Source organism: Fictibacillus barbaricus (genome assembly GCF_014635025.1).
Classification (GTDB): Bacteria; Bacillota; Bacilli; order Bacillales; family Fictibacillaceae; genus Fictibacillus; species Fictibacillus barbaricus.
Window position 1 is genome coordinate 381725 of sequence record NZ_BMCE01000001.1, and the last position, 23849, is coordinate 405573.

Below are 23849 nucleotides of genomic sequence, written 5' to 3' on the forward strand. Positions count from 1 at the left end.
AGACATCAATGATCCTCTTTTCCATGAAATAAAGTATATATACTTTATAAATCAGTGCATGAAAAAGTGGAGTCTTTCTTGATAGTAACCTTTAATGTTTCTGAACAAAGATCACACCGAAGATAATTAAAGAAACGCCTATGAATTTATAAAGATTCACTGGCTGAATGTGCACTCCTAGAAGTCCGAAATGATCGATGAGTACGGAAGCTATGATTTGTCCGGTTAGTATGAAAGCTACTGTTGATGCTGCACCAATTCTGGGTATTAAGATAATAGTGGCTACTACATAAAAAGCCCCTAACAATCCACCTGTCCAAATCCACCAAGGTGCCTCTACCCAATTCTTATTAAATTTTATCCCTTGATTAAAGAATGTCATAATTAATAGTGCTATAGACCCCACGATAAAGGAAATCGTAGATGCCAGAATAGGAGAACCTACTAAACTTCTTAACTGTGCATTAATACTGAACTGTGTTGGCAGTGCCATGCCTGCTATTAGTGCAAATAAAATCAGAACTATTATCATTTCGACACCTCTTCTTTATTGTAATAAATACCATATCAAATCCCATTCCATTTTAACCAGCTAATTGTTCAGAGGCCATCTTTTTTTATCCATATAATTTCTTCACAAACCATTTACTCCTCTTTCACAATTCTTATCTACAATTAGTTTATAAACTAAAGCAATTTGAAAGAGAGAGGGGAAAAAGACTTGTCCCATTTTGAATCCTTGCAAAAACCCATGAAGCGCAGTGACTTTTTAAAACTAACAGGTGCAACTGCAGGTATGTATCTACTAAGCGGCCTTCCGCTTTCATCAAAGGTAAACGCTGCGGATAAAGAATTTTCTTTCGCGATCTTAGCTGATACGCATACAGCTCCCTATGAGCCTAAGCGGAGTCAGTGGCTGAAGGATATTTTTATTGCCATGCTAGCTGAAGAAACGCCTCCTGAATTTGTTTTGCATGTCGGAGATCTTGTAGAAGCCGGATTGCCTGCTGAATACGCTGAATTTGCTAGTATTGTTCCACCTTACTATCAAGACAAGCTTTTCGGAACAAAAGGAAACCACGAAGTTCGTTGGGATGAATACGCTGGTGATCTGTTTGAGAAGCATATTGGCCGATCTCAGTATTCGTTTGATTTTGGAGGCATCCACTTTATTGCTTTAGACCCTACCCAATTGTTGCAAGAACCAGGATACTTTACCAAAAGCCAGCTCGATTGGCTAAAAAAAGATTTAAGCCGGGTCGGGAAGTCGACTCCGATCGTTATGTATCTTCATTATCCGATAGGGGATAACAATTACTATATCATCAACCAAGGAGAGCTGCTTGAGGCTATCGAGCGGTATAATGTGAGAGCCGTCTTTACAGGGCATGTCCATCAAGAGAAAGTGTGGAAACAAAACGGGCTTCATCTATTCAGTCTAGCTGCAGCAAAAAGCGGACCGTTTTTCCAGATGATTAAGAAACGGCAGAATGCTCAAGGAGAGAGTGTGCTCGAAATTCTTAGTGCTTCTGTAGAAAATGGGGCCTTGCTAACGAAGCCTTTGGTTCAAGTACCTTTAACCGGTCCTCGCCCGGCGGTTACAGAACAACCTTTGTCCATTAAGGTTAAGGAAGAAAAATTGGAGGTGAAGCTCCATCCTCATCATCGTGCGAGTACCCTTCAGTTTCAATTTTGGCCGGATTCCCGCTATGCCGGAAAAGATGAAGGGCTATGGCAGGAAATGAATTCCACAGATACATATTCAAATCACTGGGAAGCCCATTTAGATGTGAACCGTCCTCCTGGAGAGTACCTGCTTCAAGTACGTGTATTGAACTATAAACAAAGCTGGTGGGATTCTTTTATAAAAGTGAAAATTCCAGATAAAAACATGGAAAATAAGGATAGAACAGTCTGGGAAAGTAAGGCACCCATTCAAGGTGGTTTAGCAGCGATTAATGATGAGATCGTCATTTCTGCAACTACTTCCGGGCTAGTAACAGCCATTCATCCTAAAACCCAAAAGCAAGTCTGGGCGTATCAAACAAATGGACCAATCGTAGGTACACCACAGGTTAAGGACCATTTTGTCTATGTAGGTTCTGGTGATAAAAAGGTCTACGCATTGGATGGAGTAACAGGAAAAGTACTATGGATCTCTCAATGTCCGGAGCCTGTCCTTGGTTCTCTATTCATAAAAGAGGATTTACTTTTTGTGCCGTCAGGAAGTAATATGCTCTCTATCAAAAGGTTAACAGGGGAAATTTCTTGGCAAGTTAAGATCGGTGGATTTACAGCCGGACAGCCTTCAGCTGATCATGAAACGGTGTATTTTGGTGCGGGTGATGGTTTTATCTACGCTATAAATCAACAGACAGGGATCATAAAGTGGAAAAAGAAGTTAGTTGAGAAGGAAAATCCATATCGAACATTAATCTACAGCGCTTGGGCTACACATGCTGCTGTTTTGCCAGATCAGCCAGGGCAACCGCCAATCGTTTTTGTATCTAACGTTACGCACACTTTTGCTCTAAATCGGATAACAGGAGCCGTTTTATGGCAATATGCAGGGGGTTACCTGTATTCAGCTCCTTTACTCGTACAGCAGGACAAAGAAACATTTGCCATTTTAGCCGATGAATGGGGTGGTGTGTCAAAAATCAATCCGTATTCAGGTAAACGATATTGGAAGACAGTTACTGACCAACGCATATTTAATGCTTCTCCTATTCAACATGGTGAGCTGGTGTATGTGACAGGGGTAAACGGCTTGCTTACAGCCTTAAAGATGACAACAGGTGAAGTGGTGGATCGATACCACTTTGCTGCAAGCTATGCGTACTCAACTCCTGTAATTATAGAAGATAAAATTATCCAAGCTGCTCAAGATGGCAATATTCGATCGCTAAATATGGAGAGTTCGTATGCGGTAACTCCGTCGCTTTAATTAAACAGATGTTTAAAAATACTTTAATCCTTAAAGCGATGACTTTGGAATTGTTCCAAGGTCATCCTTTTTTTATAGAATCATTTTGTATACTAGGCGTAATGTGATAAATTTAAAAGAGCTATAATAGACGTATTTAAGAGACAAATTGGAGGGTATATCAATGGCTATCCTAGTTACAGGTGGGGCAGGTTATATCGGTAGTCACACCGTTGTTCAATTGATAGAATCAGGATTTGATGTTGTCATCGTTGATAATTTTTTAAATAGTGACCCAGAAGTATTGAACCGACTACATACGATTACGGGTAAAGAGATCAAATGCTACAACATTGATCTTTTAGACAAAGAAAAGGTTCAAGAAGTCTTTTCGGAAAACAGCATTGAAGCTGTTATCCACTTTGCTGGACTGAAAGCAGTTGGAGAGTCTGTTGCGAAGCCTCTTTACTATTACCATAACAACATCACGAGCACACTTGTGTTATGTGAAGTGATGAAAGAACATAATGTGAAGAAGATCGTATTCAGTTCATCTGCTACTGTATACGGAACTGCAGAAACAGTTCCTCTTACAGAAGATACACCACTTGGCGCAACAAACCCGTATGGTTGGACGAAGTTGATGCTTGAACAAATATTTAGAGATCTGCACGTATCTGACGATGAATGGAGCATTGCCCTTCTTCGTTACTTCAACCCAGTTGGAGCGCACGAGAGCGGATTGATCGGGGAAGATCCAAGTGATATTCCGAACAACTTAACGCCATATATCACGCAAGTTGCGGTAGGTAAGCTTGATAAACTTCGAGTTTTTGGTAACGATTACGATACAGAAGATGGGACAGGCGTACGCGATTATATTCATGTGGAAGATCTCGCGAGCGGACACTTGAAAGCACTCGATAAAGTACTAACGAACCCAGGTGTTGACGCGTATAACCTTGGTACAGGTAAAGGCTATAGCGTAATGGATATGATTCACACGTTCGAAAAAGTAAATGGTGTTGACATTCCATATGAAGTGATCGATCGCCGCCCTGGAGATATTGCAGTAAGTTACGCAGATCCGACAAAAGCAAGAGAAGAACTTGGATGGGTTGCAGAAAAAGGATTAGAAGACATGCTGCGTGATTCATGGAACTGGCAGCAGAAGAACAAGAACGGTTATAAAGCGTAAATAGAAAGGAGAGAATCAGAGGATTCTCTCCTTTCTATTTTTTTGTTAGTTAACCAACAAAATGCTCCTTCATAATAAAACAAAATCTAGGCTTAAACGTAATTTCTACCGTTGTCATGTAAAGATCCCTGTCTTTCTCCATCGTAAGAAGAATCTTGGCAGCGTCTGCTGTATCCGTTACGATTTCTAATTTATCAACGGTTTTAAATGATTGGTACGCTAGGAGTTCGTTGCTGGTTTTACTTTTTACCTCTAATAAGAACTCCCCGTAACTTGGAGTCATTTTTACGAAAAACGATTCCGTTTGATTTTCAAATCGAAAAGTTGATTCATCATAATAAAATGGGCAGTCTTTATCTAATCGTGTGGGTTCCACACAAAACAATGCTTCAAAATCAAGTTCATCTGGAAAGCAGTTCACGTCACATCACCTCAAATCATACAAAATATATTATGTAATAATGTCGATTATAATGGAACACGATGAGGAGGAAGTACTTTTAGGTGAATTAATTCCTCCTTGAATATTACGAGTTGAAAGAAGCGATTAAAAGAGCTAAAGCCTTTAGGGAGATCCATCTGAAAAAGAGAGTAGATGCGTTTATGAAGAAAGTGAAATACCGTCAAAATCAAGAACAATGTTAAACCCTTGTTACGCATTTGTGCGTGATAGGGTTTTTTGTTTTAACTAACGTTAAGAAATCGTTTGGTTTCTGTAAAAGTGAGATATATCCCTCTTTTTTCAAGTATGATGAGTTAATGCGTGATTTTGAAATTAACTTATACAATGAAGAGGTTGAATATGACTAAATCTACTTACAGTTTTTTCAATAAGTATTTTTTCGAAATAGGCATGTTTCTTTGTTTCGTACTCCCGCCAGTAGGCATTCTGCTCTTATTAATTTCGGGGTGTCGTCATCTGCAGTTTGTTTGGCAAGAAGGGAAACGAATCACAATTACACCTGGACTATTCTTACTAGGTTGTTTGTTTATTTCATCCATTGGAGCTGCTTTATTAAACCAGGAGTATTCTTATTTTCTGATATCTGCTCTACTCCTTTCCTATATAGGTTTGTATTTGAAAATGAAAAGTAGTGGCGTTCAAAAAACATTTTCCTCTCTTAAATGGATCACGATCTGGGGTGGCGTTTACTTTTATGCACTCTATCCTATTCAGGATTTCTTGATGAAGAACATGTTTGTCAGCTACCTGACAGGAACAGCACTTGTGGGACAAACAGAGATCCAGCAAAATTATGAAAGGCTGATGGGTGCTGCGTACAATCCAAACTTATCTGTGGCGCTTTTATTGTTCGGACTGACTTTTCTACTGGGAGAATGTTTAAAGAGTATAAGAAGTGCTTCTTATTCTAGGTTAGCCCTATATACAGCTGTAGCTTGTATGTTGGTGCACGCGATCTACTTAACAGGGTCAAAGGCAGGTTTCGGAATTCTAATCATCATCTTTACTCTTTTTATTTTTAGGTGGAATCGTTTATATGCGATGTTTCTTGTTTTTATGTTGGCCATCAATATTCACTTTATCTTCGAGTGGATGCCGAGAAAAGCGAGACTTTTTGCATCTGCCGATATGCGAAAAGTGATATGGGAAAGATCTTTTCACTTATGGCAGGAAAACTCATTATTTGGAACCACACCGGTCGGCTTTTATAGAGAGTATCTTCATTTATATCACGATAATATACCGCATGCGCATAACATGGTTCTTGGAATATTCACGGAATATGGTTCTCTTGGTGGCGTTGCGCTGCTCATTGTCATTTCTATTCATGTCTATAAGATGCTGTCGCTCTATCTCTCTAAACGAACGAATAAAGTACACCTAGACACATACTTGCTATCATTGCCTATCATTTTGTTAACTGGTGTTTTTGATTATGTATTGTATTCGCCGCAGGTAGCCATGATTGCGATCATCTTACTCGCATCCTGGGAGAAATACACGGCACGGCTTTCACTCGTACATCCGCGTATTTTGAGTTACGTGAGAAAGTGGAACTTGGATCTTTCTGTCAAACCAACCAAAAACAAAGAATATCTATAGAAAATGTGCCCTTCTCTACATGAGAAGGGTTATTTTTTTGACAAACATCGAATATATTGAAACAAGCCTCCTTTTTTGTGTAGTATAGACGCTATGGATAAAAGAAATGCTGTTAAGGCGAAGTGTTATAGAATCACATGCTTCAACACATAGAGGTAGAGGTGTCATCTTATGAATGAAAAGCCTTCATTTGCAAAAGGGTGTTTGTGGGGTCTTCTATTATCCATTCCTATTTGGATTTTGGTGATTGTAGCCATCCTTTTGCTGAAGAGATTCTTTTAGAAAACCAATGTGTATGTTCTCTAGCAATCTTGTTAAGACTGACTATTAGAAATGAAAATCTATTAATAGTTGGGAGAGCTGGATATGGAAAGAGAAGGAGATTTTTTTATCGGCTTATTCTGGGCACTTCTTTTTTGCATTCCACTTTGGTTATCGATCTTCGGCTGGTTGAACCTTATAAAACGTTTGTTGTAGGACCTCGGTGTTTCCGGGGTTTTTTATTTTGGATTTTCTGCAGGGATACAGGATATCAGGAAAACGTTGATAGTTATCATGAATTCCAATCATATATCATAAAAAATACCCAATTTATACCTTTAGTGTCGAGCACTTTTTCTTATTGTAAATCAAGCATTGGCTATGTAACCTTATACTTAAATAAGATAATTTAAGAAAGAGAGGGGAACATGCCATGTACCGTAGACTGATCAAAAGTATGCTGGTGACCCTGTTCATTATCGGTCTTTATTCAGGTGGACCGGTTGAAGCAAAAGTTAAACTGGTTTCTGACACTCCGCTAAGCGAGAGACTTCACGATATCGTTCTGGACAGCCCGGCTCTTGGAAAACAGACCTCGCTGCGGATCTTGCTGCCTAAAGGATATGAGGATTCCAATGAAACCTACCCTGTTCTCTACTTGCTTCATGGATGCTGCGGAGACTATAAAGCATGGACAGCCCGTACGGATATTGAACAAGTAACGGAAGATCTTCCTCTGATCGTTGTGATGCCGGATGCGGGAAGAGGGGCCAGTTACTCGGATTGGTACAACCAGGGAGCCTATGGACCTCCAGAGTGGGAGAAGTATCATATCAATGAACTGATTCCATGGGTCGAGCAGCAATATCGGGCGAAAGGAAGCAGAGAAGGACGGGCAGTTGCAGGGCTATCCATGGGAGGCTTTGGAACGATGTCTTATGCAGCGCGTCATCCTGACCTTTTTGTCGCAGCTGCATCGTTCTCTGGTGTACTTGATACCAATTTGGATCCTGACTTTTTAGAGAAGACGATTTTTCAAAATCAGGAGAAAGTTCCACCCGGTACTGTTTGGGGTGAGCGGGAAACGAAGGAGATCATCTGGAGAAGCCATAACCCGTGGGATCTGGCTGAGAATCTGGAGGGAGTAGACCTTGCGATTCACACAGGGAATGGTGAAGCGGGCGGGCCGTTGGACGGTGGGATGGATTCTCCTGTTGAAAGGACATGTTATAGGATGTCAACGAGTTTTCATGATCGATTGGAAGAACTAAACATTCCACACATTTGGGACAGCTACGGACCTGGCTCTCATACGTGGGGATACTGGCAGCGGGACTTGCATCAGACCCTTCCAAGATTCATGCGAATCTTTAATAACCCGCCAAAAGCACCTGTTCCGTTTTCTTATAAATCTGCTGAACAAGCCTTTTCCATCTACGACTGGCAGGTAGAATTTGAAAGAGAGGAAATGGAGTTTGCCAAGCTTTCCAATGTTTCAACGAAAGGATTCGACCTCACTGGTTCAGGGAAGGCAAAGATACAAACAGCACCATGGTTTACGCCTAATGGACACTACCAAGTGAAAGTGAAGGGTGCTGGCGGAACGAAAGTGATGAAAAGCACTGCGGATGAAAAGGGCAGACTTCATTTAGAATTAACATCTGCTGAAAATACGCTTTCTGTTAGCATCAAGCAAAAAAAATAAACTGCTGATGATGATCCTGTTTTTGTTCCGGGGTCATCTTTTTTTTACCCTGTTTTTACGGTACGTATTCTTATATCTGTTACGCGTTCGCCCAGGAATAGGAGGTTTTCGCCCAGTTTGCAGTGATTTTCACCCGTATTCGACAAAGATATGCCCAATTTCCATTCCATTACGCCCACTATGCCCTTGCTTTCGCCCACCACCATGTAAATGTGGTTTAATCTAGGATGATGACTGACCATCTATACGAGCCTAGCATTTTCCTATATCATAAAAATACAAAATATTCTTACTATGGGTGATGGTATGATCCTAAAGCGCAGTATCTATTTTATCCTTTTTATGGTGTTAGCAATAAATTTCATTTTGATGCTTTTCTTTGGAAAGGAAACGTTCCAGATCAAAGACAAGCCTGTAACTGCGGTCAAGTATGACTATCATTTTGTGTTAATTTCGGAGGAAGCGGATAATCCATACTGGCGTTTGGTTGAAAAAGGAGCACGTGATGCAGCGAAAATATACAATGTTTATGTAGAGTACCTTGGGCCCAATCAAGCGGATAACACAGAACAACTCCAATATATGGATCAGTCTATCGCTGGGAACGTAGACGGATTGATCATCCAGGGGGTTAAAAACGAGCGTTTCGACAAACTGGTGAATAAAGCCTTTGAAAAAGGGATTCCCGTTGTAACCGTTGATACCGATGCACCTGAAAGTGAAAGAGCCGTTTATGTTGGATCTGATAATTACCGCTCTGGAATGCTGGCAGGGGAAGCTTTTATTAAAGATACTCAAGGCGAACAGCTTGTTGGAATTGTAACAGGGCGATTCGAATCCTCCAGTCAGCAGCTTAGGATCCAAGGATTTAAAGATGCCATCCAACAACATAAGAGAATGAAAATAGTCGCAACAAAAGAATCCAAGATAACCAAAAGCGGTGCTGTACAAGCTACCTATGACTTATTGCGGGAACATCCGGATCTAACAGCTTTTTACGGAACGAGTGCTTTAGATGGGACAGGCATTGCTCAGGTTGTGAACCAGCTTCAGCTCAATCCCTATATCATTTCTTTTGATATCTTACCTCAAACGATAGAGCTTTTGGAAAATGGTTCAATTGATGCGACTGTTGCTCAATATCCCTATCAAATGGGTTACAAGGCGATTGAGATGCTGCTGCATTTGGAGCGTGGTGAGCACCCAGGAGAGCTTCAGTTTACGAAAACAAAAATAGTTCGTTCAGAACATACTCCCTCTCATAAAGCACCTATGAAGGGAGCGGGATCATGAAGACGATTCGAAGCAAGCTATTACTCTATTTTTTTGTATTCGTCGTTCTTTTTAATGTGGTGTCGATCTCCATCTATTTTAGCAGCCGGTCTTTGTTATTGGAATATGATGCGAGTTTTGAAGAGTTCTTATTGCTTAACCGAATCTCTCAAAAATCGAATCTCTTATATGAGAAGGCGAATGAATATGTGGTAGAAAAAAATCAGAAGACCATTCTGCAATTCCATGACATTCGGCATCAGCTTGAGGATGATGTAGAACAACTGCAGAAAAATGAAGATAGTATGGATGACGTACAGCGCAAAAAATATGTAGAAATGACTAAAACGTTTGTTCAAGAGTGTGAAATGACGATTGGCTTTATGCTGCGAGATGACATCGATCAGTACACGAAACATTTACGAGAGGCAAGGAATACAGCTTCGTATCTCCAAGAAACAACCCTGTCTCTCATTGATATTGAATTGACAAACTATCAATCTTTCTTCGCTGATATGGAGCAAAGGAATGATTCGTTTAAATGGTTTATTCTATTTTTGTTCAATACGACGGTTTTACTCGCTGTTTGTTTTGCCCTTTGGTTTTCAAGGAGCATCAATCGGCCGATTCAAAATCTTTCTAAAGCGGCTAAGGAGATCGCGAGCGGAAAGCTTAATGGAGCCGAGTTAAGCATTCAGTCCAATGATGAACTAAAGCTGTTAGGGAATACGTTCAATGTGATGCGCGAGAATATAAGGGAATACATCATCGAGATGGAAAAGAAATCAGAGCTGGACCGGCTCCTGAAGGAATTTGAATTAAAGCATCTCCAAAACCAGATCAACCCTCATTTTTTATTTAATACATTGAATACGATCTCAAGGATGGCCTATTTGGAAGATGCCGAGAAAACATCAGCTCTTATTCAGTCGGTTTCTACATTGTTGCGATATAGCCTACGAGATTTAAGCAAATCCGTTCCCTTGAGTGAAGAAGTAAAGGTGGTAAAGGATTACTTTTATATTCAGCAAACGCGTTTCTCTGAACGTATTACATTTACGATAAACATAGAAGAAAGATGTTTAGATATGGCCATACCGAGTCTCATTCTCCAGCCTTTAGTAGAGAACGCCTTTATCCACGGTGTAGAAGGGAAAGAAGAAGGCGGTGAAATTGGTCTATCTATTTATGAAAGCGGTAACAGAGTGATGGTCGAGGTCCGAGACAATGGAATCGGTATGACGAATGAACAATTACATGCTCTCTTGCATCCATCAGATGGTCCTAAAGAGCAAGGAGAAGAACATGTTGGCCATTCAACAGGTTTAGGCATTCATAATGTCATCAGAAGACTGCAGCTTTTTTATCAAACGGAGCATGTGGTGGACATCCATTCAGTTGTAAACAAAGGAACTACGGTCACATTAATTCTGCCTTTTAAGGAGGATAACCATGAGAGTCATCATTACGGATGATGAAATGCTGGAGCGAATCGCGATGAGAAAGTTTTTAAATGAACACTTTAAAGACTTCGAAGTCGTTGGAGAAGCTTCCAATGGACGGAAGGCTATTGAACTAGCAGAGCAATTGAATCCCGACCTCATGTTTATTGATATTAAGATGCCGGGGATAAGCGGATTAGAAGCGGTTCAGAGGATTCGAGAGAAAAAGCCTGAGATCAAGTTCATAATCGTTTCAGCTTATGACTCGTTTGACTATGCAAAGAAAGCCATGAAAGAAGGTGTAAAAGAATATCTCCTAAAACCGAGCAATAGGGAAGAAGCGATGGAAGCGATCACTAGAGTCTCCGAAGAAATTAAAAGAGAGAAGGAAGTCCATCAAAAACAGCAGGACTCCCTGCATATTGAAAAGGAAAATTTCCTCTTAAAAATTCTTCAGCAAGAAGAGGGTACCATGATAGGGAAGCAGCAAAGGGAACTTTTTCCCCATATGAGGTGCGGGTTCTTCTTTGTCATGGAGCTGCTGGAGGGGAATGATGTGAATACACTAAAAAAGCAAGTCGAGCAGTTTTCTCCTTTTTCGAGCATAACCGTTTTAAACGGAAATTATGTGGTGTCCCTGTTTGTCAGTACAAAAGAACAGAGCAAGCTGGAGTCTCTTTTACTAGCCAAAAAGCTGCAGTCTGCATTTAGAGATCGCCTCTGGATTGGAATCGGTTATTCGTATTCGCTTGTGGACCAGCTTTATAAGTCCTATCATGAGGCATTGCAGACACTGCATGTATTAAAGAGAAACAAGGGAGTGCCCTATAGTCTACCCCTTCTTAAGGATACGAGGGCAGAGGGTGTAACTGGCGAGGAACTTTTTTTGCAGTTATTTCAAGGAGATTTTCAGGCGGCCTGGTCCATCACAAAAGAATGGCTAGATGAGATTGATCACACCGAGCTTTATGTAAGAATTAGAGAAAAGCTGGTTCAAGAGGGGATATCTATGCATCATCTCTTTCTTCCTGAAAATCTATCCCAGTGGAGAGGGTTTATTCAAAACATCTGTTTAAAAGTTTCAGAGATCCATCAAGCAAATGACCCAATTGAGAGAGCTAAAAAGTACATCTATCACAACTACCACGAAACAATTACACTAGAACAAGTCTCGGAAATGGTTAATCTCAGTCCTACTTATTTCACAAAATTGTTTAGGGAAACAACGAACACCACATTTATTGATTTCTTAACAGAAGTCCGTTTAATAAAAGCGAAGCAGCTGCTGATCGAAAATCAATTAAGTTTAAAAGAAATCTGCTATATGATCGGTTATAAAGATCCAAATTATTTTAGCCGAGTGTTCAAAAAGCACTTTAATCAATCTCCAAAACAATTTCAAAAACAACCCTTTCTCGTAGAAAAATAGGTTCGTTTCTCAAATCCCTTATCAATGAAATAGGGGATTTTTGTTTTGAAATCCAAAATAGCTGCACCTAAAGATAAAAAAGTACAGAAAATCATAAGAATGTGCAGAAAAAGAAGCCACTTAAGATCAAGGGAATTTTCTATAATGAAATTGTAAACGTTTTCAAAACAAAATGAGGGGGATACACGTTGAAAAAGAGTATTTGGGTATCTATTGTTTTGATTTGTTCCTTAGTACTGTCTGCCTGCAGCAGTTCAAGCTCTGGCAATGGTGACGGAGGAGACAAAAAGGGCTCGGACAAACTAGAGATCTTTAGCTGGTGGACCGGAGCTGGAGAAGAAGATGGATTAAAAGCTTTAATTAAATTATTTGAAGATAAGTATCCGGATGTACCGATTGAAAATGCTGCTGTAGCAGGCGGTGCGGGTACAAATGCAAAAGCCGTTTTGGCGAGCCGGATGCAAGGAAATGATCCTCCTGCCACGTTTCAGGTTCACGGCGGTGCCGAACTCAATGAAGGCTGGGTAGCCGCTGATAAGATGGAGACTCTTAACGACCTCTATGAGAAAGAAGGATGGAATGATAAGTTTCCAAAAGATCTCATCGACATGGTGAGCAAGGATGGAAACATCTACTCAGTGCCAGTTAACATCCATAGAGGAAATGTTCTGTGGTACAACAAAAAAATCTTTGAAGAGAACGGCTTAGAGGCTCCAACGACATTTGATGCGTTCTTCGAGGCTGCCGAGAAACTTAAGGCAAAAGGAATTACTCCATTAGCGCTTGGAGATAAAGAGCCATGGACGGCTACACACTTATTTGAAACCGTATTGCTTGGCAAATTGGGGACAGAAGACTATGGAAAGCTTTGGACGGGCGAGCTTTCGTTCGATGATGCAAAAGTGAAGGATGCGGTTGATACCTTTAAAAAGATGCTGGGCTACATCAATGAAGATCACAGCTCACGCAACTGGCAGGATGCGTCACAATTAGTAGCAAATGGTGAAGCGGCGATGAACGTGATGGGTGACTGGGCAAAAGGTTACTTTGTCAATGACTTAAAACTAAAAGTAAACGAAGACTTTGGCTATGTTCCTACACCTGAAACAGAAGGGCAGTTCATGGTTATCACCGATACATTCGGGCTCCCAAAAGGAGTCAGCAATGCGGATGATGTGAAGAAATTCCTGGCGGTTCTGGGATCTGTGGAAGGACAGGATGCGTTCAACCCGTTGAAAGGCTCCATTCCAGCCCGTATCGATGCAGATGTGTCAAAGTATGATCAGTATGGAAAAGATACCATTGAAGATTTTAAAGAAGCAAAGCTGGCGGCAAGTTTAGCACACGGTTCAGCGGCTTCAGAAGGTTTCTTAACAAAGGTTAATCAGGCTGTAAATATCTTTGTTACACAGAAAGATGCCAAGCAGTTCGTGGATAGCCTGAAATCAGCAGCATCTGAACTGAAGTAACCACGGAAAAAGAGGTCGAGATCACTCTCTTCCTCTTTTCTTTTATACGTCAAAGGAGGCTAAGAGATGGAGCCGGTTATAGTCAAAAACACCAAAACGGTGAAGTCACCTGTCAAAACCATGAAAAAAAGGATGTTGTCCAGTGACCAGCTGCTTGCCATTGGTTTCTTGCTGCCTTCCCTTCTTTTAATTGCTGTATTTGTTTATGGCTTTATCAGCTGGACGGGTTATGTATCGCTTAGCAACTGGAACTCTCTTGTACCTGATTTTTCGTTTGCAGGGCTGAAGAACTATGATTTTTTATTTTCCGATTTTCGTTTCCAGGCAGATTTGCGCAATACGGCTGTGTTCACGGTCCTTTTTATTGGAGCCATCATTATTTTCGGCCAGTTCCTTGCTGTTTTATTGGATCAGAAAATAAGAGCCGAGTCTTTATTCCGCAATATCTTCTTTTTTCCGATGGCCTTATCTTTTGTTGTTACCGGAGTCGTTTGGCAATGGCTATTGAATCCTTCAACAGGAGTAAACCTGTTCTTGAGTAAGATCGGATTGGAATCCATGTGGTACACAGATACAAACATCCTGGCAGGCTTTAAATGGGGCAAAATTGAATTTGGGGTGCCTGTCGCGATTACGGCCGTCGTCATTGCGGCAGTCTGGCAGATGACAGGGTTTGCGGTGGCTATGTATCTGGCAGGTCTGAGAGGGATTCCAGATGAGGTGAGAGAGGCTGCGAGGATGGACGGGGCTACTGAGTTTCAGATCTATCGAAAAGTCATCATCCCGCTGCTTCGTCCGATTACGGTAAGTGTCGTTATCATCATGGCGCATATTTCACTGAAGATTTTTGACTTGATCTATGCGATGACTGGGCCGGGAGCGAATTTTGTGACAGATGTTCCCGGGGTGTACATGTTCGAAGCCACATTCCGCGGAAACTATTATGCGAATGGGGCAGCAATCGCGGTTATCATGCTGCTATCCGTTGCCGTTTTTATTGTCCCTTACCTCATTTTTAGCAGAAGAAAGGCGGAATCGTAATGGCCCTTAGAACCTTAACAAAACCTCTTCTCTACCTCCTATTGGTCGGATTAAGCCTTTTATTTCTTATGCCTGTATACGTCATGCTGGTGACAAGCTTGAAGCCGCTTGACCAAGTTACCTTGAGTGAGATGTGGAAGCTTCCTGGAACCATTGATGTCAGCAGTTATGTGACAGCTTTTGAAAGGTTGGCACCTAACCTAATGAATTCTTTCTATCTCGTTATCCCGGCAACACTCTTATCCGCGTTGCTCGGCTCATTAAACGGCTACGTGCTGTCGAAATGGAGATTTAAAGGATCCGAAACGCTTTTCACGGTCATTTTGTTTGGGATGTTCATCCCTTACCAGAGTATCTTAATCCCGCTGATCCAATTTTTGCGTGAGATCGGTTTGTATAACACGATTCCAGGTCTGATCTTTGTCCACGTCGTGTATGGAATACCGATAACGACACTCATGTTCCGTAACTTTTATGCGAGTATTCCGGATGAGATGATCGAGTCGGCTAAGATTGACGGAGCCGGATTCTTAAGGATTTTCCGCCACATCATGATCCCTTTGTCGATCACTGGTTTTGTCGTCGTGGCCATCTGGCAATTCACAAACATCTGGAACGAATTCTTATTTGCCGTAACCATTACTACGTCTGACCAGCAGCCGATTATGGTGGCTCTTCAAAATCTTTCAGGCAGCCAGATCGTTCAATGGAACGTACAAATGGCAGGTGCTCTTCTTGCCGCTTTACCGACCCTGCTCGTCTATATCTTCTTAGGCAAATTCTTTGTAAAAGGTTTATTAGCTGGTTCTGTGAAAGGGTGAGGTTAATATGATTAAAAAAATTTAGGGAGGTGACAACGGGGGAACTCACATACCAAATGGATTCTTTTCTAAGTGCCACTTGAAAAAATTATATTTTGGAGGTGCCAGCACATTGAAAAAAAGACACACATTAAAATCACTAAATATGGGTATATGCACAGTTTTTTTAGTAGGAAGTTTGTATGTTCCGTCATCCATGAATACCGTAACGGCGGAAGAAAATCAACAAACAGACTTTTTTACCTCTTTTGAAAAGGATCAAGCAAGCCCAACTTGGCAGAATAGCGTAGAAACGGATGCGGAAGGAAAAAAGATGACATCAGGCATTGATGGAAACATACCTTTTCAGGGCATCCAAGGTGACATCACCCATAAGGTCGTACAAATTACGGCAAGCGCAAATAATCCTCCAAATGAGATCGATCAAAAATTAATTGATAAAGATGTAAATACGAAATGGCTTGCTTTTGAAAATACAGGCTGGATTGAACTTAAACTTTCAGAACCTGAAGCAGTCGTGAAGTATGCCTTAACGTCTGCGAATGACTTTGACGGCCGTGATCCAAAAGAATGGTCATTATCAGGTTCAAACGACGGGAAAAACTGGACAAAGATGGATGAAAGAGCGAATGAAGATTTTAGTAAGCGCTTCCAGCGTAATTTGTATGAGTTGGAGAATGAGACTAAATATTTGTACTACCGGTTTGATATTACAAAAAATGCTGGTGATAACATTACTCAGCTGGCAGAGATCGCTTTGTCTAACGGAATCGATGTTCCACCGCCGCCGCCTGCTGATATGAAGTCTCATATCGTTGAAGGACCAACTAATTCCTATACAGCTAAAACAAAAGTAGGCTGGACGGGGTTAAAGGCATTCGAATATTCAGGATCACATCTTTCAGAAGACAGAGCCTATTCCTACAATAAAATATATGATGTGAATATTAAAGTAACGCCGGATACAGAACTTTCTTATTTTATTCATCCTGAGTTTACCGATACGGAGCATAATGATTATTCAAGTACATATGCTTCCGTCGACCTGGCGTTCTCTGATGGGACGTATCTGCATGATCTGGATGCAGTGGATCAGCACGGTATCAAGGTAAACCCTCAGGATCAAGGGAAGTCCGAAACTCTGTCAGTGAATCAATGGAATTACAAACAATCTTCTATCGGACAAGTAGCGGCTGGAAAAACGATTGAACGAATTCTTGTTGCGTACGACAATCCGGATGGACCATCCACTTTTAGAGGGTCTATTGATGATATTAAGATTGAAGGAAATCCGGTTCAAAGAACATATTCAAATCCTTCAGACTATGTCAATATTCTCAGAGGAACACAATCTAACGGAACTTTTTCAAGAGGAAACAATTTTCCGGCAGTAGCGGTTCCGCATGGATTTAATTTTTGGACGCCTGTTACGAATGCAGGTTCCACAAGCTGGCTCTATAGCTATAACCAAAACAATAATAAAGACAATTTGCCGCAGCTTCAGGCATTTTCGATCAGCCATGAGCCAAGCCCTTGGATGGGTGATCGGCAAACCTTCCAAGTCATGCCGTCCGAATCAAAGGAAACCGTGCCAAGCGCCAACCGTGAAAAAAGAGCATTGCCGTTCAAACATTCAAATGAAGTGGCAAAGGCCCATTACTACAGTGTAAAGTTTGAAAACGGCATACAAACGGAAATGACTCCTACCGATCACGCAGCCATGTTCCGGTTTACTTTCAAAGGCGACACATCCAACCTTATTTTTGACAACATAAATAATCAAGGCGGTCTGACGCTGGATAAAGAAAATGGAACCATATCCGGATACTCTGATGTGAAGAGTGGTCTATCAACTGGCGCTACGAGGATGTTCGTTTATGCAGAATTTGACCATCCGATTGTCGCCGGAGGAAAATTAACAGGCGAAGGCAGAGATAATGTGTCTGGGTATTTGCGTTTTGACACAAGCAAAGAGAGTGATAGGCAAGTAACGATGAAAATCGCCACGTCGTTTATCAGTGTTGATCAGGCTAAGAAAAATTTGCACCAGGAAATCAAACCTTCTGACACGTTTGAGACCATTAAAGAGAAAGCTCAAAAGCAGTGGGATGAAAAGCTTGGAATCATTGAAGTGGAAGGCGCAAATGAAGATAAGCTGGTTACTTTATATTCGAATATGTACCGATTATTTTTATATCCGAATTCAGGATTTGAAAACGTCGGAACTGTTGAAAAGCCAGAGTATAAGTATGCGAGTCCGTTTTCTGCAGCTGCCGGACAGAATTCAACTACTGAAACGGGTGCCAAGATCGTGGACGGTAAAACGTATGTAAATAACGGATTTTGGGATACGTACCGAACGTCCTGGCCGGCTTATACGCTCCTTACTCCGACCATGACAGGAGAAATGATCGATGGGTTCGTCCAGCAGTATAAAGACGGCGGGTGGATCTCGAGGTGGTCTTCACCTGGTTATGCCAACCTGATGGTAGGAACAAGCTCTGACATCGCTTTTGCAGATGCTTATCTGAAAGGGGTAACGAATTTTGATGTTGAAAGCTTTTACCAATCCGCTGTTAAAAATGCAGCCGTTGTGTCTCCAGACGCAGGAACGGGAAGAAAAGGGATGAACACCTCCGTTTTTGACGGATTTACGAATGACTCAACAGGTGAAGGCATGTCATGGGCAATGGACGGCTATATTAACGATTACGGTATTGCTAATATTGCCAAAGAGCTTGCGAAAAATGGAGATACATCAGATCCTTATCTGCCAAACTATAAAGATGACTATCAATATTACGTGAATCGGGCTAAAAACTATATCAACATGTTCAATCCTGAAGTAGGCTTTTTTATGGGAAGAAAGGCCTCTGGAGAATGGCGTTCGTCGGCAGAAGAATATGATCCGCGTGAATGGGGCGGTGATTATACGGAAACGAATGCATGGAATATGGCGTTTCACGCTCCGCAGGATGGACAGGGATTGGCCAACCTTTATGGAGGAAGAGAAGGACTGGCTGATAAACTCGATCAATTCTTCAGTACCCCTGAAACAGCCCTTCATCCTGGACATTATGGCGGCACCATTCATGAAATGAGAGAAGCCCGGGATGTAAGAATGGGAATGTATGGTCACAGCAATCAGCCTTCCCACCACATCATTTATATGTATAACTATGCCGGCCAGCCGTGGAAGACACAAGAAAAAGTGAGGGAAGCTCTATCAAGGCTTTACATTGGAAGTGAGATTGGGCAAGGGTATGCAGGAGATGAGGACAATGGTGAAATGTCCGCTTGGTATATACTCAGTGCAGCAGGAATCTATCCGCTTCAAATGGGAACCCCTGAATATGCCATCGGTGCCCCTTTCTTTAAAAAGATGACCATCCATTTAGAGAACGGAAAGGATCTTGTGATTAACGCACCGAACGTAAGTGATGAAAATAAATATATTCAAAGTCTTAAATTAAACGGGAAGGCCTATAACAAAACAACGATTTCCCATTCTGATTTAGTAAAGGGAGGCACTTTAGATTTTGAAATGGGTCCTGAGCCATCTAAGTGGGGAACAGACAAGGGTGCATTGCCTGACTCTGTAACACCTGAATCAACGGACGGTACAGTAATACCTGCCCAGCCTTTAAGAGACTTAACGGATAAACTCATTTCATCTGGCAAAGGAACTGCGGCGGACAGTGAGGATGGAGATACTCGTATTCTATTCGATAATAACTCAAATACGAGATTAACGCTGCCGGGCAAGAATCCGTCCGTTCAGTTTGAATTCAAAGAGAACAAACAAAAAGCCAAGATGTATACGGTCACTTCTGCCAACGGTCAGCAGAACGAGGATCCAAAAAGCTGGGTTCTGAAAGGTTCTAACGACGGGGAAAAGTGGATCGAGCTGGATAGAAGAAATAATGAAACGTTCAAATGGCGGCTCTATACAAGAGCATTTGAAATTGAAAAGCCAGGCAAGTACGCTTATTATAAGCTGGAAATTACTGAAAATGGCGGCGGGGAATCTACGTTCCTTGCAGAGCTCGAGCTTCTGGGTGTGGATGTTTCAAAGAATTTGATTCAAGTAGAAAAACAGATTGAAGGTTATATAGACTCAGGTGATTTGAAAGGCCCGATGAAATCTCAGCTTATCAATAAACTAAAGCAGGCTGTCCATCATGAAGAAAAGGGTGACGATGAAAAAGCTGTAAAGCATCTGGATGATCTGATCAATCATTTGAACAGGGAAGATTGGCAAAAGCACATATCCAGGGATGCGAAAGAGCAGCTTTCCGCAGATGTGAACTCGATCATCTATATCTTATCTTAATAATCTAAGGCATGAATGGAATTGAAAAAGACCCAGGGATTCTTGGGTCTTTTTTCTTCCGTGGAACATGCAGAGACAAAATTTCTAAGTGGGAAATGAACTGGCTTCATCCCCCGTCACTCTGAAATGACATGAGAGGAACGATACGATGGATATACAGCAATTAATCAATACATTTTATGAAGTTTACCCTGCAGTTGGACAGGAGGATGTCAGGATTTTCTTTTCACCGGGTCGAATTAATCTTATTGGGGAGCATACGGATTATAACGGAGGGCATGTGTTCCCGAGTGCCATTACGTTTGGGACATATGGCGTATCAAGAACAAGGGATGATCAATTGGTCAAGTTATATTCCATGAATTTTCCCGAAAAAGGGGTCATTGAGTTTTCCTTGAATGAAATGGAGTACCGAACAGAACACAGTTGGGCCAACTATCCAAAAGGGATGATCCGATACATTCAGGAAGCATACGGCTTGCTGCCAGGAGGGCTTGATATCCTGATAAATGGGAACATTCCGAATGGCGCAGGCCTGTCATCTTCAGCTTCTCTCGAAATGCTGATAGGAGTTATTGTTAGTGAAATGTATGGTTTGGAAATAGACCGTATCGAACTGATTAAGCTTGGGAAGAAGGTCGAAAATGAATTTATTGGAGTTAACAGCGGAATAATGGATCAGTTTGCTGTGGGAATGGGAAAAAGGGACACCGGCATTCTGCTAGACTGTAATACTTTGAAATATGAATATGCACCTCTAGCTTTGGATGGTTATAAGATTGTCATCATGAATACAAACAAGCGCAGGCAATTAGCTGATTCTAAATACAATGAAAGGCGAAATGAATGCCAAAGGGCATTGAGCCGCCTGAACACCGTCCTCGATATTAAGGAACTCGGTGATCTTTCTGAAGAGGATTTTGAAGCGAACAAAGAGCTGATTGATGATGAGACGCTAATCAAGCGTGCACGACATGCTGTCTATGAAAACCAGCGCACGTTAAAAGCACTTAAAGCACTGCGCAGCGGTGAACTGAGGACTTTCGGAAAACTGATGAATGATTCTCACCATAGTTTAAGAGATGACTATGAAGTAACTGGTAAGGAACTTGATACTCTTGTGGAAGCAGCATGGAAACAGGATGGAGCCCTCGGTGCGCGGATGACGGGCGCTGGTTTTGGCGGATGTGCGATTGCCATTATCGAATCAGATAAAGTGGAGGAATTTATTCGAAAGGTCGGAAGTGAATACAAGGAAAAGATTGGATACAAGGCTGACTTTTATGTTGCAAGTGTCGGTGAAGGGGCAAAAGAGATTACCAGGGAGGTTATATGATGAGCATTCTTGTTCTTGGTGGGGCCGGCTATATTGGCTCCCATGCCGTATACGAGTTATTGGAAAGGAAGTATGAAGTAGTCGTTGTGGATAACCTTCAAACGGGACATGAACAAGCGCTTCATCCTGATGCGATCTTTTATGAAGGGGACATCCGTGATAAAGAGTTTCTCAGGACTGTTTTTTCTAATCATAAAATTAACGGGGTACTGCATTTCGCTGCCAATTCCCTTGTAGGGGAATCGATGGAACAGCCGATCAAGTACTTTGATAACAATGTTTACGGCACACAAGTCTTGATGGAAGTGATGGTGGAATTTGGAGTGAAACATATCGTTTTCTCTTCAACTGCCGCAACGTATGGTGATCAGGGAGTAATGCCGATTACTGAAGAAATGTCAACCAACCCGGCCAATGCCTATGGCGAAACTAAATTGGTAATGGAAAAACTGATGAAATGGTGCGGTGTTGCCCATGGGATTAAATATGTTTCACTAAGGTATTTCAATGTTGCCGGTGCTCGTTCAACTGGAGAAATTGGAGAGGACCACAATCCGGAAACCCACCTGATCCCTCTTGTCTTGCAGGTCGCTCTCGGTCAAAGGGAGTTCATCTCCATTTATGGCGATGATTACGATACAGAAGACGGTACGTGTATTCGTGACTATATTCATGTTGAAGATTTGATCGATGCTCATATCCTCGCTCTTCAGTATCTTAAAAACGGGGGAGAAAGCGATACGTTCAATCTTGGCAGCAGCCGGGGCTGTTCCGTTCATCAAATTATCGAAACAGCCAGAAAGGTAACCGGCCATCCCATTCCTGCAAAGGTGACACCGAGAAGAGCAGGAGACCCAAAAGCACTTGTGGCATCTTCAGCAAAGGCTAAGAAAATTCTAGGATGGGAGCCAAAACGTACAGGAATCGACCAAATCATTGAAGATGCCTGGAAATGGCACCAAGAACATCCTGATGGTTATAACCAATAGGAGGGGAGGAGATGGAAATCTATTCTGTTATACAGAAGCTTATTCAAAAAGCGATCGCTTTGGAGATCATACAGAAGCAAGATGAAATCTATGCCCGAAACCAGTTAATGGCACTTCTTGGGTTTGATAGCTTCGAAAAAGGAGATGACCCTAATGGTATGGAAGAAATCCCTGATATTTTGGAGCAGCTTGAAAAATATGCTGTAGAAAAGGGGCTTATCAGAGATCTTCTAGATGAGAAAGAAATATTTTCAAGTAAACTGATGGATGTTTTCATGCCCCGGCCATCGGACCTGAACAGAAGTTTTTTTCAAAAATATAAAGAAAATCCTGTGGAAGCAACGTCATTCTTTTATGAATTAAGCAGAAACAGCAACTATATCCAAACAAAAAGGATTGCCAGGAACATAAGCTATAAAACGGATACCCCTTATGGCGAGTTTGATATTACGATTAATTTATCCAAGCCTGAAAAAGATCCAAAAGAAATTGAACTGGAAAAAAAGTTGAAGGTTTTAGGGTCGTCCGATTATCCAAAATGTCTGTTGTGCATAGAAAATGAGGGATATGAAGGAAGGATTGGATATCCTGCGCGTTCCAATCACAGGTTGATCCATTTAGACCTTAAAGGAGAACCATGGTATCTTCAGTACTCACCATACGTTTACTATAATGAGCATTGTATCATGCTCTCAGGTGAACATAGGGACATGAAGATCAATAGGGATGCATTTAAAAGGCTTCTTATTTTTGTGGAGCAATTTCAGCATTATTTTGCTGGATCCAATGCCGATTTACCGATTGTGGGAGGTTCGATTTTAAGCCATGACCATTATCAGGGTGGCCATTATGAATTTGCAATGGCAAAAGCAGAGGATGAATATATTTTTTCAATAAACCATTTCTATGCGGTAAAGGCAGCTTCAATCAAATGGCCGATGCCTGTTATCCGGTTAAGAGGAAGTGATACGGCTGAGCTTACAGATGCCGCTGAATTCATCCTCAAAAAATGGATTCCATACAGCGATCTAAGTGTAGATATTCAGGCTTATACGGAAGGTACTAGGCATAACACGATTACCCCGATTGCCCGCTACAGGGATGGGGAATTCGAATTGGACCTTGTGCTAAGAAACAATCGGACTAGCGATCAGTATCCTCTTGGAATTTTTCATCCTCACCCAGATGTGCATCATATAAAAAAAGAAAACATTGGCTTGATTGAAGTAATGGGGCTCGCTGTATTGCCGGCAAGGTTAAAAAACGAATTGGAAGATGTGAAACATTATTTGCTGGGAGTCAAAAATGAACTGATGGAGTACCATCTGCCATGGGCTGATGATATGAAAGAACGTTATGGAAAAGATATAACTCCTGGTTCTGTTGAAGAGATTCTTAAAAAAGAAGTTGGCCTTAAGTTTCTCCGGGTCCTTGAGGATGCAGGTGTGTTTAAGAGAGATAAATCCGGTCAGGAAGCCTTTCAGAGGTTCATTCTTTCCTTGAATGATTAAAAGAAGGCATTCGCTCATAAATGTAGCGGATGCCCATTTTCTTATAAAGGA

At 41.5% G+C, this 23849-nt stretch carries 16 protein-coding genes; 14 read left to right on the top strand and 2 right to left on the bottom strand.

Going from position 1 to position 23849, the window contains the following annotated elements; genetic code table 11:
• Positions 1-91: 91 nt before the first annotated feature.
• Positions 92-532, bottom strand: a complete 441-nt coding sequence (locus tag IEV52_RS01950) for a DMT family transporter (protein ID WP_188400847.1) — start codon at positions 530-532, stop codon at positions 92-94.
• A gap of 219 nt (positions 533-751) precedes the next feature.
• Here IEV52_RS01950 and IEV52_RS01955 point away from each other — a divergent pair, with 219 nt between their 5' ends.
• Positions 752-2947: an outer membrane protein assembly factor BamB family protein gene (locus IEV52_RS01955; RefSeq protein ID WP_188400848.1), complete on the top strand. Its 2196-nt coding sequence runs from the start codon at positions 752-754 to the stop codon at positions 2945-2947.
• Between the two features lie 163 nt (positions 2948-3110).
• Entirely contained in the window at positions 3111-4124 is a 1014-nt protein-coding gene (gene galE, locus IEV52_RS01960) for a UDP-glucose 4-epimerase GalE (protein WP_188400849.1), read from the top strand.
• A gap of 49 nt (positions 4125-4173) precedes the next feature.
• Here the strand turns inward: galE (IEV52_RS01960) and IEV52_RS01965 are convergent, their stop codons facing one another.
• Entirely contained in the window at positions 4174-4545 is a 372-nt protein-coding gene (locus tag IEV52_RS01965; RefSeq protein ID WP_188400850.1) for a hypothetical protein, read from the bottom strand.
• Positions 4546-4926: 381 nt separating this feature from the next.
• Here IEV52_RS01965 and IEV52_RS01970 point away from each other — a divergent pair, with 381 nt between their 5' ends.
• The 12 genes from IEV52_RS01970 (at position 4927) to galT (ending at position 23798) form a co-directional block, all read left to right on the top strand.
• A complete protein-coding gene (locus IEV52_RS01970) occupies positions 4927-6189 on the top strand; it encodes an O-antigen ligase family protein (protein WP_188400851.1) in 1263 nt (420 codons plus the stop codon).
• 694 nt (positions 6190-6883) lie between these two features.
• Positions 6884-8155, top strand: a complete 1272-nt coding sequence (locus tag IEV52_RS01975; protein ID WP_188400852.1) for an alpha/beta hydrolase — start codon at positions 6884-6886, stop codon at positions 8153-8155.
• 294 nt (positions 8156-8449) lie between these two features.
• Positions 8450-9448, top strand: a complete 999-nt coding sequence (locus tag IEV52_RS01980) for a sugar-binding protein (RefSeq protein WP_229754158.1) — start codon at positions 8450-8452, stop codon at positions 9446-9448.
• Positions 9445-10902, top strand: coding sequence for a sensor histidine kinase (locus IEV52_RS01985; RefSeq protein WP_188400853.1), 1458 nt, complete (start codon positions 9445-9447; stop codon positions 10900-10902). The genes IEV52_RS01980 and IEV52_RS01985 overlap by 4 nt, the downstream gene beginning before the upstream one ends.
• Positions 10880-12298 (top strand): response regulator, encoded by a 1419-nt coding sequence (locus IEV52_RS01990; protein ID WP_188400854.1) that lies wholly within the window; start codon positions 10880-10882, stop codon positions 12296-12298. Before IEV52_RS01985 ends, IEV52_RS01990 begins: the two co-directional genes overlap by 23 nt.
• A gap of 188 nt (positions 12299-12486) precedes the next feature.
• Positions 12487-13767 carry an ABC transporter substrate-binding protein gene (locus IEV52_RS01995; protein ID WP_188400855.1) on the top strand — a complete coding sequence of 427 codons (1281 nt, stop codon included), beginning with the start codon at positions 12487-12489 and terminating at the stop codon, positions 13765-13767.
• Positions 13768-13887: 120 nt separating this feature from the next.
• A complete protein-coding gene (locus tag IEV52_RS02000; protein ID WP_373869405.1) occupies positions 13888-14808 on the top strand; it encodes a carbohydrate ABC transporter permease in 921 nt (306 codons plus the stop codon).
• A complete protein-coding gene (locus IEV52_RS02005) occupies positions 14808-15629 on the top strand; it encodes a carbohydrate ABC transporter permease (protein WP_188400857.1) in 822 nt (273 codons plus the stop codon). The genes IEV52_RS02000 and IEV52_RS02005 overlap by 1 nt, the downstream gene beginning before the upstream one ends.
• A 145-nt stretch (positions 15630-15774) precedes the next feature.
• The gene (locus tag IEV52_RS02010; RefSeq protein WP_188400858.1) at positions 15775-19962 is read left to right on the top strand and encodes a GH92 family glycosyl hydrolase; all 4188 of its coding nucleotides are present in this window, start codon (positions 15775-15777) and stop codon (positions 19960-19962) included.
• 148 nt (positions 19963-20110) lie between these two features.
• Complete coding sequence (locus tag IEV52_RS02015; protein ID WP_188400859.1) at positions 20111-21298, top strand: galactokinase; 1188 nt, start codon at positions 20111-20113, stop codon at positions 21296-21298.
• Positions 21298-22287 (top strand): UDP-glucose 4-epimerase GalE, encoded by a 990-nt coding sequence (galE, locus tag IEV52_RS02020; RefSeq protein WP_188400860.1) that lies wholly within the window; start codon positions 21298-21300, stop codon positions 22285-22287. The genes IEV52_RS02015 and galE (IEV52_RS02020) overlap by 1 nt, the downstream gene beginning before the upstream one ends.
• Positions 22288-22298: 11 nt before the next feature.
• Positions 22299-23798: a UDP-glucose--hexose-1-phosphate uridylyltransferase gene (galT, locus tag IEV52_RS02025; RefSeq protein ID WP_188400861.1), complete on the top strand. Its 1500-nt coding sequence runs from the start codon at positions 22299-22301 to the stop codon at positions 23796-23798.
• The last annotated feature ends 51 nt before the right edge of the window (positions 23799-23849 follow it).

Excerpts from the sequence above, each read along its gene's own strand:
- IEV52_RS01950 (WP_188400847.1), bottom strand. The coding sequence starts at position 532 with ATGATAATAGTTCTGATTTTATTTGCACTAATAGCAGGCATGGCACTG.
- IEV52_RS01955 (WP_188400848.1), top strand. The coding sequence starts at position 752 with ATGAAGCGCAGTGACTTTTTAAAACTAACAGGTGCAACTGCAGGTATG.
- galE (WP_188400849.1), top strand. The coding sequence starts at position 3,111 with ATGGCTATCCTAGTTACAGGTGGGGCAGGTTATATCGGTAGTCACACC.
- IEV52_RS01970 (WP_188400851.1), top strand. The coding sequence starts at position 4,927 with ATGACTAAATCTACTTACAGTTTTTTCAATAAGTATTTTTTCGAAATA.
- IEV52_RS01975 (WP_188400852.1), top strand. The coding sequence starts at position 6,884 with ATGTACCGTAGACTGATCAAAAGTATGCTGGTGACCCTGTTCATTATC.
- IEV52_RS01980 (WP_229754158.1), top strand. The coding sequence starts at position 8,450 with ATGGGTGATGGTATGATCCTAAAGCGCAGTATCTATTTTATCCTTTTT.
- IEV52_RS01985 (WP_188400853.1), top strand. The coding sequence starts at position 9,445 with ATGAAGACGATTCGAAGCAAGCTATTACTCTATTTTTTTGTATTCGTC.
- IEV52_RS01990 (WP_188400854.1), top strand. The coding sequence starts at position 10,880 with ATGAGAGTCATCATTACGGATGATGAAATGCTGGAGCGAATCGCGATG.
- IEV52_RS02000 (WP_373869405.1), top strand. The coding sequence starts at position 13,888 with ATGAAAAAAAGGATGTTGTCCAGTGACCAGCTGCTTGCCATTGGTTTC.
- IEV52_RS02005 (WP_188400857.1), top strand. The coding sequence starts at position 14,808 with ATGGCCCTTAGAACCTTAACAAAACCTCTTCTCTACCTCCTATTGGTC.
- IEV52_RS02010 (WP_188400858.1), top strand. The coding sequence starts at position 15,775 with ATGGGTATATGCACAGTTTTTTTAGTAGGAAGTTTGTATGTTCCGTCA.
- IEV52_RS02015 (WP_188400859.1), top strand. The coding sequence starts at position 20,111 with ATGGATATACAGCAATTAATCAATACATTTTATGAAGTTTACCCTGCA.
- galE (WP_188400860.1), top strand. The coding sequence starts at position 21,298 with ATGAGCATTCTTGTTCTTGGTGGGGCCGGCTATATTGGCTCCCATGCC.
- galT (WP_188400861.1), top strand. The coding sequence starts at position 22,299 with ATGGAAATCTATTCTGTTATACAGAAGCTTATTCAAAAAGCGATCGCT.